15 protein-coding genes are annotated in these 17,856 nt (G+C 64.1%); 10 read left to right on the forward strand and 5 right to left on the reverse strand.

What is annotated here, in order from left to right; translation table 11 throughout:
* Positions 1-3 precede the first annotated feature (3 nt).
* The gene (locus tag G9U53_RS07590; protein WP_003942582.1) at positions 4-984 is read left to right on the forward strand and encodes a bile acid:sodium symporter family protein; all 981 of its coding nucleotides are present in this window, start codon (positions 4-6) and stop codon (positions 982-984) included.
* Here G9U53_RS07590 and G9U53_RS07595 read toward each other — a convergent pair.
* The 3 genes from G9U53_RS07595 to G9U53_RS07605 are packed head-to-tail and all read right to left on the reverse strand — an operon-like array spanning position 977 to position 2,605.
* Positions 977-1,195, reverse strand: coding sequence for a hypothetical protein (locus G9U53_RS07595; protein ID WP_042924370.1), 219 nt, complete (start codon positions 1,193-1,195; stop codon positions 977-979). The two genes, G9U53_RS07590 and G9U53_RS07595, sit on opposite strands and share 8 nt — an antisense overlap.
* Positions 1,196-1,250: 55 nt before the next feature.
* Positions 1,251-1,856, reverse strand: a complete 606-nt coding sequence (locus tag G9U53_RS07600; RefSeq protein WP_003942572.1) for a YqgE/AlgH family protein — start codon at positions 1,854-1,856, stop codon at positions 1,251-1,253.
* Between the two features lie 53 nt (positions 1,857-1,909).
* Positions 1,910-2,605 carry a TetR/AcrR family transcriptional regulator gene (locus G9U53_RS07605; protein ID WP_039973071.1) on the reverse strand — a complete coding sequence of 232 codons (696 nt, stop codon included), beginning with the start codon at positions 2,603-2,605 and terminating at the stop codon, positions 1,910-1,912.
* A 134-nt stretch (positions 2,606-2,739) separates the two neighbouring features.
* Between G9U53_RS07605 and G9U53_RS07610 the strand changes: the two genes are divergently transcribed.
* Genes G9U53_RS07610 through G9U53_RS07625 form a run of 4 tightly spaced genes read left to right on the forward strand, consistent with a single transcriptional unit; the run spans position 2,740 to position 7,311 of the window.
* Entirely contained in the window at positions 2,740-3,681 is a 942-nt protein-coding gene (locus G9U53_RS07610) for an NAD-dependent epimerase/dehydratase family protein (protein ID WP_165638539.1), read from the forward strand.
* Positions 3,682-3,735: 54 nt separating this feature from the next.
* Positions 3,736-4,359 carry a TetR/AcrR family transcriptional regulator gene (locus tag G9U53_RS07615; RefSeq protein WP_042924289.1) on the forward strand — a complete coding sequence of 208 codons (624 nt, stop codon included), beginning with the start codon at positions 3,736-3,738 and terminating at the stop codon, positions 4,357-4,359.
* A complete protein-coding gene (locus tag G9U53_RS07620) occupies positions 4,343-5,980 on the forward strand; it encodes an acyl-CoA dehydrogenase family protein (protein ID WP_165638540.1) in 1,638 nt (545 codons plus the stop codon). The genes G9U53_RS07615 and G9U53_RS07620 overlap by 17 nt, the downstream gene beginning before the upstream one ends.
* A 23-nt stretch (positions 5,981-6,003) precedes the next feature.
* A complete protein-coding gene (locus G9U53_RS07625; protein WP_165638541.1) occupies positions 6,004-7,311 on the forward strand; it encodes an MFS transporter in 1,308 nt (435 codons plus the stop codon).
* Here the strand turns inward: G9U53_RS07625 and G9U53_RS07630 are convergent.
* Positions 7,295-8,746 (reverse strand): CCA tRNA nucleotidyltransferase, encoded by a 1,452-nt coding sequence (locus G9U53_RS07630; RefSeq protein ID WP_165638542.1) that lies wholly within the window; start codon positions 8,744-8,746, stop codon positions 7,295-7,297. The two genes, G9U53_RS07625 and G9U53_RS07630, sit on opposite strands and share 17 nt — an antisense overlap.
* 192 nt (positions 8,747-8,938) lie before the next feature.
* Between G9U53_RS07630 and G9U53_RS07635 the strand changes: the two genes are divergently transcribed.
* The 5 genes from G9U53_RS07635 to G9U53_RS07655 are packed head-to-tail and all read left to right on the forward strand — an operon-like array spanning position 8,939 to position 17,241.
* Positions 8,939-9,430 (forward strand): NUDIX hydrolase, encoded by a 492-nt coding sequence (locus G9U53_RS07635; RefSeq protein ID WP_007729122.1) that lies wholly within the window; start codon positions 8,939-8,941, stop codon positions 9,428-9,430.
* Positions 9,427-11,781, forward strand: a complete 2,355-nt coding sequence (locus tag G9U53_RS07640; RefSeq protein ID WP_007729124.1) for a DUF6049 family protein — start codon at positions 9,427-9,429, stop codon at positions 11,779-11,781. The genes G9U53_RS07635 and G9U53_RS07640 overlap by 4 nt, the downstream gene beginning before the upstream one ends.
* Positions 11,778-15,797, forward strand: a complete 4,020-nt coding sequence (locus tag G9U53_RS07645; RefSeq protein ID WP_083058089.1) for a lipid II flippase MurJ — start codon at positions 11,778-11,780, stop codon at positions 15,795-15,797. The genes G9U53_RS07640 and G9U53_RS07645 overlap by 4 nt, the downstream gene beginning before the upstream one ends.
* Positions 15,798-15,844: 47 nt before the next feature.
* Positions 15,845-16,471 (forward strand): RNA polymerase sigma factor SigM, encoded by a 627-nt coding sequence (gene sigM, locus G9U53_RS07650; RefSeq protein WP_074447119.1) that lies wholly within the window; start codon positions 15,845-15,847, stop codon positions 16,469-16,471.
* Between the two features lie 53 nt (positions 16,472-16,524).
* A complete protein-coding gene (locus tag G9U53_RS07655) occupies positions 16,525-17,241 on the forward strand; it encodes a hypothetical protein (RefSeq protein ID WP_063315345.1) in 717 nt (238 codons plus the stop codon).
* Positions 17,242-17,250: 9 nt separating this feature from the next.
* On the opposite strand, the gene G9U53_RS07660 is transcribed toward G9U53_RS07655, so the two are convergent.
* Entirely contained in the window at positions 17,251-17,817 is a 567-nt protein-coding gene (locus G9U53_RS07660; RefSeq protein ID WP_003942539.1) for a helix-turn-helix domain-containing protein, read from the reverse strand.
* Positions 17,818-17,856 lie beyond the last annotated feature (39 nt).

A 17,856-nucleotide genomic window follows, 5' to 3' on the forward strand; every position in this document is an offset into this window, starting at 1 on the left:
CAGGTGAAGTTTCTCAGTAGGTTCTACATCGACGGGTTCATCCTCGGCATCATCATCGCCGGCGTGCTCGGAAGTGTGTTCCCGGTATCGGGTACCGCGGAGAGCATTCTGAACTGGGCCACCAAGATCGCCATCGGCTTCTTGTTCCTGCTCTACGGCGCACGGCTCTCGCCGCAGGAAGCCTGGAAGGGCGTCAAGCACTGGCGACTGCACACCGTCGTCCTCGCCGCGACGTTCGTGCTGTTCCCACTGATCGGCCTAGCACTGCGATTCCTGTCACCGACGCTGATCAGCGACGAGCTCTACACCGGCATCCTCTACATGTGCCTGGTTCCGTCGACGGTTCAGTCTTCGATCGCGTTCACCTCGATCGCCAAGGGGAACGTCGCGGGCGCGATCGTCAGTGCGTCGTTCTCCAACCTGATCGGCGTCTTCGTCACACCGCTGCTGGTGGTTCTGCTGATGAACACCACCGGCCAGGCGACGGTCGACTTCTCGTCGATCCTCGACATCGTCGTACAGTTGCTGATCCCGTTCATCGTCGGTCAGCTGATCCGCCCGCTGGTGATCGGATGGCTGCAGAAGTACGCCGAACCCACCAAGTACGTCGATCGCGGATCGATCCTCCTCGTTGTCTTCGCCGCCTTCAGCGAAAGCATGAAAGAGGGGATCTGGAGCACCATCACGATCTGGCAGATCGTGATCCTCACAATCGTGTGCTGCCTGATTCTCGCGCTGGTTCTCGGCGTGACCACTCTCGCGGGGCGCAAGCTCGGGTTCGATCTTCCCGATCAGATCGTCATCATCTTCTGCGGGTCGAAGAAGTCCTTGGCAACGGGCCTACCGATGGCGGCTGTACTGTTCGCGGGCCAGCCCGTCGGCCTGATCGTGTTGCCGCTGATGATCTTCCATCAGATCCAACTGATCGTGTGTGCTGCGATGGCGCAACGCTTCGCGAATCGGGATCCGGTCAGCGTCAGCTAGCGAGCAACTCGCCTCGGGTCGCGTCGACGCAGCCGCAACCGCCCTGCAGTTCAGCACAATCGATGGACAGCGCATGGCGGACCGATGCCAGGTCGAGGCAGTTCGCGCCGGTGCATTCGAGTGATCCGTCGGCATGCCGTAGCAAAGAATCGTGGCAGTGATCGACATCCGAAACACAATCCGCGCACTGGATCTGACGCTCAGCGATCATTGCTGCCACCTCTCTCGAAAACGATGACACAGGAATATCATCGACCTCCGACAAGTCAGTTTCGTTCCACCTCGATGGGGTGGCTGGCCAGCATCGCCACGGGTAGCGGCTGGCGTCGTAGCACCCGTGCCCAGACATCGACTCGGGGCGGCGTCAGCACATCCGACGGCAGCGAGCTGATCACCATCCAGTCTTCACGCTCGAGCTCCGAATCCAGCTGGCCCAGAGTCCAACCCGAGTACCCGGCAAAAATGCGGATCCCTTCGACCAGAGGAGCAATGACCTCCGGGTCCGAGTCCAGATCCACCATGACTACCTTGCCGTCCACCCGCCGCAGGCCGGCGACGCCGTCGATCCGCGCACCGTTGCGAGCGATGCCCAGGCAAAGCGCCGAGTCACGCTTGACTGGTCCACCGATGTACAGGGCCGAAGGATGCGCGGTCAGCGGTGACCACTGCGGCAACACGTTCTGCACGGCCGTCTCACTCGGCCGATTGACGACGACGCCCAGGCTCCCGGCGTCGTTGTGCTCGATCATGTAGATGACGGTGCGGCGAAATGCGGGTTCCGTGAGATCGGTCGACGACACCAACAAACTGCCCGGACGAACCTCCGGTTCTATCCAGGCCATTCGATCCTCGGGTTCTTCTGCGTGCGCCACAAGGACATCATCTCACCGACAACTGCGCGCGGAGGAACGAGACACAAGCGTGTTCAGGTCAGACCCGCCACATCGGCAAGTAGTGCCAAATGCCGCTCGAAAATCTCGCTCGCGTCGGTGAACGTATCGCTTCCGTACTGCCCGAACACCTCGAAGTTCACCGAACCGAACAGCGATACCCAGACGAGAGTTGCGCGCACCGCGGCATCCGGCGGCAGGTCGGTACCCAGTTCAATCCGCACTCCCTCGAGGTCCGCTGCCAACGTGTCACTCAGGCCCGGACCCTCTCGCACCGTCAGTGAACCCGCGCGATGGGCGGCGTCGATGATCCCGATCAGCCGGGTCACGACGAGGGTGCCGGGGCCGGTGGTCTGCTCGCCCGGAGCGTCGTAGCCGGGGACGGGGCTGCCGAACAACAGACCGTAGCGGGCCGGCTCCCGGATCGCCCAGCTGCGAACGGCGCGCCCGAGAGCAATGAACTGTCCGCGAAAATCCTCTGCTGCAACGGCATTCACGGCGGCGTCCACTTCCGCGCCCAGTTCCGTGTACCCGTCGACCACCAGCAAGGTCAGCAGTTCGTCCCGACTGGCGACATAGCGGTATACCGCTGAGGACACGACTCCCAGGTCACGCGCGACGGCCCGCAGAGACAAAGCGGCAGCGCCGACGGCAGCAAGATGCTCGCGTCCGATACGGGTGATGTCCTGCAGCGTCTGTTCGCGCGCCCGCTCACGGGGAGTTCCAACCATGAGTCCATCTTGCCCCATTCCCGAGAGCAGCATCAACAAAAGAGAGCACTGCTCTTGACAGCGCTCGGGTGCAGGTGCATTCTTGAAAACGAGAGCAGTGCTCTCAGTTCACTCGAAACAAGAAGGAGCACACCATGTCGAACCTCGAAATCGTCACCGGAGCAGGACCCGTCGGATCCGCCGTCGCACTACAGCTCGCCGAGCAGGGAATCAACGTCCGGCTCCTGACCAGGTCCGGCAGCGGGCCCGAGCACCCGCTGATCGACCGCCGACGCGTCGACGTCTCGGATTCCGAGGCCCTTCGCTCGGTCAGCGAGGGCGCCACGGCCATCTACCACTGCATCCACGCTGCTTACAACGCAGCCGATTGGGAGCGGGAACTCCCGGCGGCCGAGAAGGTTGTGCTCGACGCGGCCGCATCCATCGGTGCCGTCGTCGTCTTCCCCGAAAGCCTCTACGCCTACAACTCCGACACCCTGATGACCGAATCCGATCCACGCAACGCCACCGGTGGCAAGCGCGGCGTGCGCACCGCGCTGCTGCGTGCTCGCGAGGCCTCTGCAACACCCACCGTCAGCGTCGTGGCCTCGGACTTCTTCGGTCCCCGCGTCCGCACCGCCCACGCGGGCGAGCGCATGGTTCCGAAAGTCATGGCAGGTAAGAAGATTCGTGTCATCGGTTCCGCAGATCAGCCGCACTCCTTCACCTACATCCCCGATCTCGCAGCAGCGATGATCGCGGCGGCACACAACCCCGAACTTTGGAACTCCGTCCTCCACGCACCCACCGGCCCCGCGCTCACTCAGCGCAAGATCGCCGAGGCCTTCGCCCGCGCCGCCGGGGCATCCCCCGCCAAGGTGGGTGTACTCCCCGCCTGGGTGCTCGACGCCGCCGGCAAGATCAACACCGACAGCCGCGAACTCGCTGAGATGAACTACCAGTTCACCAAGCCGTTCGTCATGGACTCGAGTGCCAGCGAAGTGCTGCTCGGACTCTCGCCGACGCCGCTCGATCAGGCCGCCGAAGCGACCGTCGCGTGGTGGCGCGAGGAACAGGCTCGCGCCGCTGCTGCCTGAACCTGCAGGTGGGGGCTCTTGACGCAAGAACGGAACGGGTGTTCACTTCTTCACATGGCCTATCGCCGCACTCCGGCAGTACAGGAAAGATTGGACGCCCAACGCGCCCGACTGCTCGAGGCCGCCACGACGGCAGTGGCAACTCACGGCTATGCGGGATGTTCCATCGCCGCGGTGGCCAAGAACGCCGGCGTCGGCACCGGGACGCTGTATCGACATTTCGACGGCAAGGGCGAATTGTTCGCCGAAGTGTTCCAATCAGTCTGCAGCCGTGAGGTATCCGCAGCTCGGGACGCCGGAGACAGCGCCCGACATCTGGAAGGCAACCACCGCTCCGCTGTATCAGCGTCGGTTCGGACCTTCGCCGAACGTGCCATGCGCGCACCGGTTCTCGCCTATGCACTGCTGGTGGAACCGGTAGATCCTCTCGTCGACGAACAGCGGTTGATGTTTCGCGAATCGTTCCGCGATTGCCTGGCCACCGCAATTCGCTCGGCAGTCGAATCCGGTGAGATACCGCCACAGGACGCCACTCTGACGGCAGCGTGCATCGTCGGGGCAATCGGCGAGGCCCTGATCCTTCCACTGCGCGGCGGCACCACCGATCCCGCTGCGATCGACGCCATTCTCGCCTTCACCCTTCGATCGTTAGGGAGCTTCGATGACACCCACGCATGAAGTCACCAATCAGGTTCCGCCCCTGATCGATTACGACGCAGCCGAATACGCGCCGCTTCTCGAGGCACTGCAACGTGAAGGAGCTTCGGACGCACTCGAGGAGGTTCATCAGGTTGGAATCCGCGCCGGAAGCGCGCAGGCCCAGGAGTGGGGCGATCTGGCCGAGGAGCACCCACCTGTCCTGAGAACCCACGACCGCTACGGCAACCGTATCGACGAGGTCCGCTACGACCCCGCCTATCACCAACTCATGAGCACCGCAGTGGAATTGGGACTGCACGGCGCTCCGTGGGTTGACCCGAATCCACACGCACACCTCGTCCGCGCCGCGAAGATGGCCGTGTGGGGTCAAACCGACGCCGGTCACGGCTGTCCCATCTCCATGACGTACGCCGTGATCCCCGCGCTGCGGCACAACGCGGATCTGGCCGCGCAGTACGAACCCCTCCTGACCACGCGGCACTACGATTCGGCGCTGAAAGCTCCCCTCACCAAACCCGGATTGATCGCCGGTATGTCGATGACGGAAAAGCAGGGCGGTTCGGATGTTCGTGCCGGAACCACAAGGGCAGTGCCACAATCCGACGGCAGCTACCTGCTGACGGGCCACAAGTGGTTCACCTCCGCGCCGATGTCGGACGTGTTCCTCGTCCTCGCCCAGGCACCGGGTGGTCTGTCGTGCTTCTTCCTGCCTCGGGTCCTGCCGGACGGCTCGCTCAACAACATGTACCTGCAACGCTTGAAGGACAAGTTGGGCAATCATTCCAACGCGAGCAGTGAGGTCGAGTACCTCGACGCTCTCGCATGGATGGTCGGCGAGGAAGGCCGGGGCGTGCGCACCATTATCGAGATGGTCAACATGACCCGGTTGGACTGCACGATCGGCACGGCCACCGGCATGCGCGTCGGCACCATGCAGGCAGTTCACCACGCGACGCATCGAAGTGCTTTCGGCGCCAACCTGATCGACCAACCCTTGATGCGAAACGTTCTGGCAGATCTGGCGGTGGAATCGGAAGCGTCGACCACCGTCGCGATGTGGCTGGCCGCTCTGACCGACCGCGCAACCGCAGGCGATGCCCACGCCAGCGCACTACGACGCATTTCGTTGGCCGTGAGTAAGTATTTCGTCTGCAAGCGCGGACCGATCCACGCTGCCGAGGCACTCGAGTGTCTGGGCGGAAACGGATACGTGGAGGAATCCCGGATGCCGCGCCTCTATCGCGAGGCTCCGCTGCTTTCGGTGTGGGAGGGTTCCGGCAACGTCGCGGCGCTCGACACACTGCGGGCGATGGCCAAGCAACCCGAAACACTGCAGGTGTTCTTCGACGAGCTGAAACGAGCCAGTGGAGTGGACGGCCACTTCGATCAGGCCGTGCGGGATCTCCAGGTGGCATTCGGCGATTTCGACGACATCGAATACCGGGCACGAAAGATCGTCGGCGACATGGCGCTCGCTCTGCAGGCCTCGCTGTTGCTCCGCTACGGGCACCCCGCGGTGGCCGACGCGTTCTGCGCGAGTCGGCTCGGAAACAGCTGGGGGAGTGTGTTCGGAACGCTGCCGAGGGGCGTCGACGTCGCGCCGATCCTCGAGCGGGCCACCGTCAAGATCGGCGCCTGACCCACCCACTACAGTTTCCGCTTATGAACCGAGCCTCGAACCGCCGCGAGGCCTGGCAGCGCGTACTGCACACCCTGCGTGAATCACCCGGCCTCGGAAGGCTGGCGCTCGTCCGCTTTTCCAGCCAGTTCGGCGACGGAATGTTCCAGGCCGCGCTCGGCGGCGCAATCCTCTTCAACCCGGAACGCGAAACCGATCCGGTGGCGATAGCGGCCGGCTTTGCCGTACTGCTCCTTCCTTATTCGGTGATCGGCCCCTTTGCCGGCGCTCTGCTGGATCGTTGGGACCGCCGCCTGGTGCTCCTGTGGGCGAGCGTGCTCCGCGGGCTCTTCATCCTGACCACTGCGGTGCTGCTGGTCGCCGGCGGCGGTGACACTCTGTTGTTGACCTGTGCGCTTGCTGCAATCGGAGTCAGTCGCTTCGTCGGGGCAGGCGTATCCGCAGCCCTGCCGAAGGTCGTCCGACAATCGTGGCTGGTGGCAACCAATTCCGTTCTCACAACGGCTGGTTCGGTGGTAGCCGCTCTTGGTGCTTCGGCAGCGGTGGCGATCATCGGCATGATCGGCGCGGGGGATCGAGCGTCAGGCGCCGCCGTGGCCATCGCAGCACTGGGATCGGTGATCGCGGCCCTCGCCGCGGCCAGGTTCACCGCCCGCTCACTTGGTCCGGTCGCCGACGAAGTGGTCCGCGCCAGTGCCGTCCGTTCGGTGACGGCCGGACTGCGCACCGGTGCAACCGCTGTCTGGGAGGCGCCCGGCGTCACCACGGCGATGATCGGAATCGGAGCGCACCGCATCTGCTTCGGCATCAACACCCTCATCATGGTGCTGGTCCTACGCGACACCTCGAACGGCTCCCAATTACCTGGAGGGATGGCCGGATTCGGCGTCGCCGTCGGCGCCACGGCAATCGGAATGCTGATCGCGGCATTGATCACACCGTTCCTCATCCCGCGGATCGGTCGCTCACGGACGATCACCTACGCCCTGGTGTGCGCGGTTCTCGTCCAGCTCGTCTTCGTGACCACGCTGACTCAGGGGTCGCTGCTGATCGCCGCTTTCCTGCTCGGCATCGCCGGCCAGTCCGTGAAACTCAGCGGCGACGCGGCCATGCAGATCGACATCGACGACGACCGTCGTGGTCAGGTATTCGCCCTGCAGGACACCGTGTTCAACGTCGCGTTCATCGGTGCGATCGCGGCAGCGTCGACGGTGATCGTACCCGACGGCAAGAGCGTCGGCCTGGCCGTTGCCGGTGCGGGTGTCTATGCCGCCGGATTGTCAGCGGTGCTGATCAACCGCAAGAAACGAGAAACTAGCCCTGCTGGGTAGCCCACCACTTCAGCAGTTCGGCCTCGGCCTCGTCACGCTCGAGCGGGCCGCGATCCAGACGTAGTTCCTTGAGGAACGTCCATGCCTTGCCCACCTGCGGGCCGGCCGGGATGTTGAGCAGTTCCATGATGGCGTTGCCGTCGAGGTCCGGACGCACCCGAGCAAGGTCTTCCTGCTCGGCGATGCGCGCGATCCGCTCTTCGATGTCGTCGTACGTGGCCTGCAGCTGCGCGGCGCGACGCTTGTTGCGTGTGGTGCAGTCGGCCCGCACGAGCTTGTGCAAGCGGGGGAGCAGCTCGCCCGCGTCGGTGACGTACCGCCGCACCGCCGAGTCGGTCCACTGTCCCTTGCCGTAGCCGTGAAAACGCAAGTGCAGGAACACGAGCTGTGAGACGTCGTCGACCATCTGCTTCGAGAACTTCAGTGCCCGCATGCGCTTGCGCACCAGCTTGGCGCCGACCACCTCGTGGTGGTGGAAGCTGACCCCACCGCCAGGCTCGTTACGCTTGGTATCCGGCTTTCCGATGTCGTGAAGCAGTGCTGCCCAACGCAATACGAGGTCCGGATCGCCTTCTTCGAGATCGATCGCCTGCTGGAGCACCGTGAGGGAGTGCTGGTAGACGTCCTTGTGCTGGTGATGCTCGTCGATCTCGAGCTTCATCTGCGGAACCTCGGGCAGCACGTATGCGGCCAGTCCGGAGTCGACCATCATGTTGATGCCGTCCACCGGGTACATGCCCAGCATCAGTTTGTTCAGCTCCACCTGCACACGCTCGGCGGTGATTCGCTCGATCTGCGACGCCATCTCCTTGATGGCCTCGAAAACACGATTGTTCAACGTGAAACCAAGCTGCGAGACGAACCGGGCAGCACGCAGCATCCGCAGCGGATCGTCGTTGAACGAGTTTTCCGGCGCCGACGGCGTATCTAGCTCTCCGGCCAACAGCGCGTCCATGCCGTTCAGCGGATCGACAAAAGTGTAGGAACTGTCCGCGCCGATCTTCATCGCCATCGCGTTGACGGTGAAATCGCGGCGCACCAGATCGTCGGCCAACGTCGTGCCGTACTCGACTATCGGATTACGAGAGACGCGATCGTAAGCGTCGGCCCGGAAGGTCGTGATCTCGATCTCCTGGCCGTGCTTGATGGCGCTGATGGTCCCGAACTCGATGCCCGTGTCCCACTGCTTGTCCACCCAGCCCTTGAGCAGAGCCTGAACCTTCTCCGGCCTGGCGTCCGTCGTGAAGTCCAGATCGCCACTGAAGCGGCCGAGGATCGCGTCGCGAACACTGCCACCCACCAGGAACAGCTCGTGACCGGCCGCAGCAAAACGCTCACCGAGCGGGTTCAACACGTCGGACAACGTGCCGAGCGTTGCAGTGGCGTCGGCAAGCAGTCGTAGGCGGCGATCAGCGTCGGAGGTAGGGACAGTCACGTGAAAGGAGCTTACTTAAGGTGCGCAAATAGCAGAACGCGCATACGAACGCGATAGACCGCTTTGCGCGGGTTACCGGGCAACGCTGCAACGCCAACTAGTATCGATGAGGTGTCTGGTGCCGAACGAACAAACAGGAGTCGCCGCAACCCGCGGCGTCGACCTGCCGTCGGCAACCCCGATAAACCTTTGATGCGAACCGTCCGTGAAACTTCTGCGGGCGGCTTGGTCGTCGACGGCTGGGGAGGACCCCCGGAACGTCTCTGCGCTGCACTGATCGGCCGAACCGACCGCCGCGGACGCCTGCTCTGGTCGCTACCGAAGGGCCATATCGAACAAGGTGAGACCGCCGAGCAGACCGCGATGCGTGAGGTCGAAGAAGAAACCGGTATCCAGGGAACCGTCCTGGCACCGCTGGGCAGCATCGACTACTGGTTCGTGACCGAAGGTCGACGCGTCCACAAGACCGTGCACCACTATCTCCTCCGCTTTCTCGGCGGTGAACTCTCCGACGAGGACATCGAGGTCACCGAAGTCGCCTGGGTGCCGCTGACGGAATTGCACTCGCGCCTCGCATACGCCGACGAGCGCAAACTCGCAGAACTCGCGTCCCAGATGATCGCCGAGATGCCGCGAACGGAAATACGGCAAGAACAGCGCCCGAAGGAACCGGACGCCGGATGAGAATGGCACTGCGGCGGGCCGGTGTGGCCGCTCTGGTGATGGCCGCTGTCGGTTTCGGGCCTGCAACGACGGCCGTCGCATGGGCAGCGCCGTCCAGCCAGCCCAGTGAGCGCGCCCCGGCGCGAAACACCAACGATGCCAAATTTCTGCAGCTGACCATCGACTCCACCGCACCGACCACGGTGACGACCACCAGCGACCGCAACGTCGTGGTCAAGGGGACGGTGAAGAACGTCGGTGACCGTCCCGTCGAGGACGTCGGAGTGAGGCTGCAACGCGCTCCCGCGATCGACTCCAGTTCGGACGTGCGCGCAGCACTCGACTTCGACCAGGCCGTTTTCGACACGGTCGGCGAATTCGACACCGTTGCCACCACCCTCGACACCGGCCAGTCCAAGCAGTTCACGCTCACCTTGCCGTTGCGGAGCACTACCGGGTTGTCTCTCGACATCACCGAACCGGGCGTCTACCCGATGCTCGTCAACGTGAACGGCACCCCGGAGTACGGCGGTGCCGCCCGACTCGACGACGCACGCTTCTTGCTCCCCGTCCTCGGTGTGCCGGCCGCAGCCGAATCGAACGCCACAGCCGGAACCCCCAGTTCGTCCGCCACGGCCGTCGTTCCCCCCGACACGTCCGCCCCGATCGGCGTCACGCTCATGTGGCCGCTGGCCGACGCGCCACGACTCGTCGGCGGAATCCCCGGCGCGGTCAACGAGCCCGTACGCCTGATCGACGACGAACTTGCCACCGAACTTTCCGACGGCGGCCGTCTGGACGCGTTGGTCGATGCGGTGGAGAACGCCACCAAGCCCGAGAGCGATACCGATCGCCGCGTCACGGATGCGCTCTGCCTGGCAATCGACCCCGACCTTCTGATCACCGTCGAGAACATGACTCGCGGATACCTCGTGGCCGACAACTCGTCCGACCCCACCGGGCCGTCGCACGAAGGCCGCGGCAGCGACGCCGCCAACCAGTGGCTCGGCCGGGTGAAGACCCTCGCGTCCTCGATGTGCACGACGGCGGTTCCGTTCGCCCAGGCCGATCTCGCCGCGGTCACCTCGGTGGCCAATCCGGAGTTGACGGCTACCGCGCTCACACGGCCGGCGGACATCGTCGACAACATCCTCGGCGTGACCTCACTGCGAGATTTCGTCTGGCCGGATTCGGGTGTCCTCGACTCGGCCACCGCAGAGGTGCTGAGCGTGAATCCCACCACAGCGATGGTGGCTGACACTTCCGTCGACTCGGCAGCTCCGCAGCTGTCGTCGCGGATAACCGGCTCACTCGACGCGCTTGCCTTCGACACCTCGGCGGCAGCGGCGCTGGCCGCCACCGGCTCGGAGCCGCAGGTCCCGTCGTACATCCCCGACGACACCGCGCCGACCATCGACATCGAATCGCGCAGCGCCCGGCGTCAGGACGCGCTGGGGGCGATGGCCTGGGCCGCGCTGACGCCGACGTCGCTGCCGCGCAATCAGATCTTCGCGCCGCCGCAACTGTGGACCGCCGACAGCAACGACGCCACGGCGGTGCTCTCGATGCTCGCGACCCTCATCCGGTCCGGGCTCGCCTCACCTCAGGCCCTGCCGGCACTTCTCGGCAGGCAACCGGGTGCGACGGACGCCGCCACTCTCGACTACCCGGACCGGGCTACCCAGGACGGTCCGCAAACGTCCGTCGTCGAGACCGCAACCACCCAACTTCCGCGTATCGACGGGCTCGAAGCTTCGCTCGTGGACGATCCGGCGGCTTCGCTCACCCCCCGGGGATTCACGGCGCCGCTCCGCGAAGATCTACTCCGTTCGATGACCTTGGCCGATCGCCGCAACGTCGACTCCGCTTCGGTCAATCGGGCGGAGCGGGCCGCGACCATCCGCGCCGACAACGTCACCGAAGCCGTCGACGGGATGTACCGGGCCGTCAGTGTGGTGTCTCCGGGCGGCGTCTACACCCTCGCGTCGGGGCAGAGTCCGCTCCTGCTGGTGGCGCGCAACGAGCTGCCCATCGCCATCAACGTCGACCTGCGTGTGGAAGCCCCACCCGAGATGCAGATCAGTGACATCGGTCCCAAACAGCTTCCGCCGCGAGGTAGCCGACAGTTGACTGTGCCCGCGGAAATGAACGATTCTCGCAAGCTGGAAGTCAACTTCTCGCTGACCACGACAGATGGCCGCCAATTGGGTACGCCGACCAGCGTGACCGTACGGTCGAATGCGTACGGTCGTCCCCTGGCCGCCGTGACGGCGACAGCGGGAGGGTTGCTGCTGTTCCTGGCAGGGCGACGGCTGTGGCATCGATTCAAGGGTCAGCCGGACCCAGCAGATGAAGGGTACGAACGCTCATGACCGGGAATCCACCCGAGGAGGGTCGCCGCTCGGCGATCACCCGCAAGAGTGCCACGACCCGCTCGCATCCTCGGATGCCACCGTGGGAGCGCGGTTACCCGATCCAGCCGGTCAACCCGGACGCACGTTTCGACGACGCACCCACCATGACCATCCCGGTGATCCGCGACTACCCCCGGTACCGCGAAGCCGAGATGGAATTCGCCGACCGGCAGACGACCACGTCGGACGAGTTCGACACCGACGCCCATGTCCAGGTCGGGGAACGCAAGGAGACGAACTCTCGACTCCTCGCGGCAACGGGTTCCATCGCGATCGCGACGCTGACGAGCCGCATCACGGGATTCGCCAAGCAGTTGATGATCCTGATGGTCCTCGGCCCCGCCATCGCCAGCTCGTTCACCGTCGCCAGCCAGATTCCGAACATGATCGCGGAACTGGTTCTGGGCGCCGTGCTGACCGCCATCGTCGTCCCCGTGCTGGTTCGCGCCGAGCGGGAGGACGCCGATCACGGCGAAGCGTTTGTCCGACGCCTCTTCACGGCGTCGCTCGTTCTACTCGGCATGGCCGCGCTGCTCGCGACCCTGGCAGCACCCGTACTCACCAAATACGTCTTCCTGTCCGAAGACGGCAAGGTCAGCACCGACCTGACCACGGCGCTGTCGTATCTGCTTCTGCCGGCAATCCTGTTCTACGGGCTGTCGGCGCTGTTCACAGCGTTTCTGAACACCAGACAGATCTTCAAGCCCGGAGCCTGGGCTCCCGTACTCAACAATGTCGTCGTCCTCGTGGTGCTCGTGGTCTATCGCCTGACTCCGGGTGAGATCTCGCTTGATCCGGTCTCGATGGGCGATGCAAAGCTGCTCACCCTCGGCATCGGCATCACCATCGGCGTCATCGTGCAGGCAGCCAGCCTGATCCCCGCGCTTCGCCGCGAGAAGATCTCGCTCAAGCCGCTGTGGGGTCTCGACGACCGCCTGCGCCAGTTCGGCGGCATGGCCGTCGCCATCGTCTTGTACGTCCTGATCAGCCAGATGGGCATGATCTTCGCGACCAAGATCTCCTCCCACGCCGACGAAGCCGGCCCTGCCATCTACAGCCAGGCCTGGTTGCTCCTGCAGCTCCCGTACGGCGTGCTCGGAGTGACGGTTCTGACGGCGATCATGCCGCGCCTGAGCCGCAACGCTGCTGCCGACGACACCCCGGCCGTCGTGGACGATCTGTCGGTCGCAACGCGTCTGACCATGATCACGCTGGTTCCGATCATCATGTTCCTGACCTTCATGGGCCCGCAGGTCGGTGAAGCGCTCTACGGTTACGGCCGCTTCGGACCCGAACAGGCCGAACGACTCGGCACCGCTGTGAGCTGGTCGGCATTCACGTTGATTCCGTACGCACTGGTCCTGATCCAACTTCGAGTGTTCTACGCCCGCGAACAGGCCTGGACGCCGACGTGGATCGTTCTCGGCATCACTGCAGTGAAAATCGCTTTCTCGGCGCTCGCTCCGGTCTTCGCATCCAACAGCGATCAGGTCGTGATCCTGCTCGGTGCGGCCAACGGTCTCGGATACATCACCGGCGCCGTCATCGGCGGGTACCTCCTGCACCGCAGCCTCGGAAACCTGCAGATGTCCAACGTGGGCAAGACAGTCTGGTCCGTCGTACTCGCCTCGCTGGCCGGGTCGTTGACCATGCTCGCGGTCGACCGGGTCCTCGGATTCGATCAACTCACCGAGCGTTTCGGCGGACCTGGCTCGATGGTTCGCGTCGCCGTCGGCGGCATCCTGATGCTCGCGATCACCTTCACGATTCTCTACTTCAAGAAGGTTCCGGAAGTCCTGTCGGTAACGGTTGCGGTCTCCCGCAAGATTCGTTCACTGACAGGTCGCGCCGAACCGGACACACGTAACAACACCGACGACGACGTCACCGAGCTGATTCCTGCAATCAGAACGGAATCAAACGAGCAAGAACGACCGGGTGCGCTCCCGTACCCTGGTCGTGGGCGTACAGGATCGCAACCCGCGCGTATTCGGGGACGGGCTATCGATGGAGAAGGAGCGAGGGTGAGCGACGACAACGTTTCCGGCAACAAGAGTGCCGGGACTTCTGCCGTGAAAGCGTCCGAACAGAAGTCAACGGCATCGTCGGGCACACCTGCATCCACGAGTTCCTCCGCATCTTCCGGCCAGAAGCCACAGCAGGGTCAGAAGCCACAGCAGCCCGCACAGCGACCGCAGCAGGGCCAAAGCCCGCAGGGTCAGAAGCCGCAGCCGCCGGTGCAGAAGGCCGCTCCGCCGGTACCTCCGGTCAGTGTGTCCAAGACACCTTCGGCGCCCGTGTCGAAGACACCTTCAGCACCTGTCTCGAAGACACCCGCGCCGAAGACGCCTGCTCCGGACAAGAAGGCACCCGAATCTCAGAAGACGGCTGCCGCTCAGACACCGCCCACTGCACCTCGCACACCTGCCGCCGGATCCGCATCACGACCGGCCCAGCGACCGATGCCCCGTGGACCGAAGCTCATCCCGGGCGCATCTGTCGCCGGCGGACGCTACCGTCTGCTCGCGCCGCACGGCGGAACCCGCGGACTGCAGTTCTGGGAAGCTCTCGACGTCAAGCTCGACCGTGAAGTAGCCCTGACGTTCGTCGACGCCGATCAGCGCGGTGACGACGACAGCCAGTCCGGACCGCAGGCAGTTCTCTCACGCACCCTGCGCCTGGGACGAATCAACTCGCCCGGTCTGGCTCGCGTCCTCGACGTCGTCCGCGGAAGCTCGGGCGGCATCGTCGTCGCCGAATGGACTCCCGGCCGTTCGCTGCGTGAGATGGCCGAGACGACGCCGTCGCCGATCGGTGCAGCCCGCGCCATCCGCGCCCTCGCGGCGGCTGCCGAAGCTGCTCACCGCACCGGCGGTGCGCTGTCCATCGATCACCCGGACCGCGTTCGCATCAGCATCAACGGTGACGCCGTACTGGCGTTCCCGGCGACGCTTGCCGACGCCGATTCCACCAGCGACGTCCGCGGTCTCGGCGCCATGCTGTACTCGCTCATCACGGCGCGCTGGCCGCTCGCCGATCCGTCCGCCGGTCCCGTCGGTGGTTTGCTTCCCGCCGGCCGCGGCGCCGACGGGAACATCGTCGAGCCTCGGGTCGTCCGTCCGGAGGTTCCGTTCGACATCTCGGCCGTTGCGGTTCGAGCGTTGCAGTCGGAGAGTGGAATCCGCACTGCTGCCACCGTGCAGCACATCCTCGATCAGGCGTCCGTCGTCAACGACAAGACGGAAATGATTCCGGCACTTCGTCTCGGCCACCGCGAACAGGGTGCGTCGGGTCATGCACTGAACGACCCCGAAGCCATCGAGGCCGAGAAGAAGAAGTCGACGCGGATGCTCGCGGCACTGACGGCGCTCGGTGTCTTCACCGTGATCGTCCTGATTCTCCTTGTGGTGTGGGTAGCGAGCTTCCTCTCGGGTGGCAGTAACGACACCCCGCTCAGCGAGCAGAGTTTCGGACTGACCACCGAAGCCACTGCGCCCGAGAACAATTCACCGGCGCCCGCACCGGCGGCAGCAACCGTTCCGGTAGCTTCCTCGGCCGTAACGGTGTTCTCGCCCCAGGGAACGCCGGATCAGCCGGCAACAGCGAAGAACGCCATCGACGGCAATCCGGCCACCGCATGGTCGTCGGATTCGTACTTCCAGCCGTTCCCGTCGCTGAAGAACGGTGTCGGCCTGATGGTGACGCTTGCCGATGCCGCCAACCTGAAGAACGTTGCGATCACGTCTGATTCGCCGGGAACCGTCGTTGAAATCCGTTCTGCCCCTTCTGCGAATACTTCGCTGGATCAGACCAAGGAAATCGGATCGGGTGTCCTGAAGAACGGCGTGACCGACATTCCAGTCACGTCGGACGGCTCGGGTCAGTATGTCCTGGTTTGGATTACGCAGCTCAGCACCGAATCCGGACAAAACCAGACATCCATCTCGGAGATTGCATTCACTGCCGCAAAGTGATCGCCCTTGGCCCTTCTGAAACCTACCGACTGGGCTAATATCCGCCCGTGCACAGTTATCGGGGGGGCACCGGGGGCGGAGCCGGAAAATTCGAATCCAGAAGTTTCGAGAACAAGAATCTCGAGGCGACGGATTTCGAATTGTTGACTGCTCATGTCGAGGGCGATCGGCATGCGTTCCGTGAACTACTGACCAGGCATCAGGATCATCTGTGGCACGTTGCCCGGCGAACGAGCTACTCGGACGAGGATGCGGCAGACGCTCTCCAGGAGGGTCTGCTGTCCGCGCACCGCAAGGCGGCGAAGTTTCGCGGTGACGCGGCGGTGCGCAGCTGGCTCCACACCATCGTGGTCAATGCCTGCCTCGACCGGATCCGACGCAACAAATCGCGGGCCGCGTTTTCTCTGTCTTCCGAGAATGCGGAGGAACCCCGCGATCACCGCGATTACGCGGCAGGAGTGGACATGAGCCTGACCGTCGAACAGGCACTGGCATCGCTGCCGCCTGAGCAGCGTGCTGCCGTCGTCGCCGTCGATGTCGAGGGGTATCCGGTAGCCGAGGCCGCCGAGAGGTTGGGAGTGCCCGTAGGGACCGTGAAGAGTCGCTGCGCCCGCGCGCGCAAGCGTCTCGCCGCCCAGTTGGAGGACTTTCGCGAAGGCGGGAACCATTCGTGAACCGGCCGCGTCCTATCTTGTAAGGGTCCGCACCGACTGCCGAGGGAGGGTTCATGACAGATCCGTCTGTTCGCGTTCCGTCGCCTCCGTTTTCAGAAGACCTACTCGCAGATCTTCACGCCGGGGTTCTCGATTCCGAAACCAGTGCGGCTCTGTGGCCGGTGGTACACGCAGATCCTGACGCCCATGCATTTGTCACCGCCCTTGACGGCGTCACGGCATCACTCGCGACACTGAACTCGAGCAAGGCCACTCACGAACGGATTCCGAATTCGCTTGCCGAGCGAATCAATTCGGCACTGGATCTACAGTCAGAACAGCTGGAGCCGCCAGCTGAGGCAGCTGTCGTGCCGTTCCGGCGGCGCCCACAAGCGTGGGTTCTCGGTGCCGCAGCAGCCGTGTTGGTAGCCTTCGTGATCGTTGTTGTCGGAACCCGAGATTCCGAACCTGCCGAAAGTGTTGTTGCTCAACCGAGCACACCGGCGACGTCTGCTGTCAACGATCCGGATTCGGCGTCTCTGCTCTCACTCGTCGGATCCAAAAACCTTGGACCACTGGATGATCCATCCAAACTTGCCGGATGCCTACGCGCCAACGGCATCGACGAGCGCCGGCCTTTGCTCGGTTCCGGCGAGATTCGCATCGACGGGGCGCCGGCGATAGTCCTACTCTTCACGGGATCGCAGCCGCGTCAGATCACTGCACTGACTGTCGGCATCAACTGCAGCGACGGGAATCCGAATACGTTGTCGGTCAAGAACATCGGCTGACGTCGACGGTCAGCGCGGCGATGCCGCCGGGAGTAAGAGCTCGAGGATTCTTTCGCGTAGCGCATCTGTATCGTCCTCGACCGCTATCAGACTCGAAAACATCGCTGCCCCGGCCGCCAATACCAGCACGGCCTTGGCATCGAGCAGTGCCGATTCAGGATCTTCGGCGTTCTGAAGGAACAGTTGCGTACTCGGTCCACTGAACCCGCGCCACAATTCGTTGCGCAGGTCGTCGTGGTCGCGCAGGGCCGCCAGCAATCCTGGCGACGCGGCGCGAACCTCGGGACGGGAGAAGAGCTGAGCACTTCCCTCCACCACCCAACGGATCCAGCCGTCGCGATCGGTGCCCTCGAACGGTGTCAGGTCCGGTGTCGCCCCCAGGATCGACCCGAGAACAAGATGTGCCTTCGACGGCCATCGCCGCGACATCGAGGCTCGGCTGACTCCTGCCCGTGCCGCGATCGCCCGGAGACTGAGTTGATCCCAACCGACCTCGAGGAGCATCGCTCGGGTGACCTCGAGGACTGTGTCGTCGATGCGTGGGTCTCGTGGGCGACCTGATCCTGTGGCATTCATCGTGTCGAATTGTCGGACAGATTGGGAGTAGGCGCTATA

It is taken from the genome of Rhodococcus sp. D-46, assembly GCF_011290655.1.
Classification (GTDB): Bacteria; Actinomycetota; Actinomycetes; order Mycobacteriales; family Mycobacteriaceae; genus Rhodococcus_F; species Rhodococcus_F qingshengii.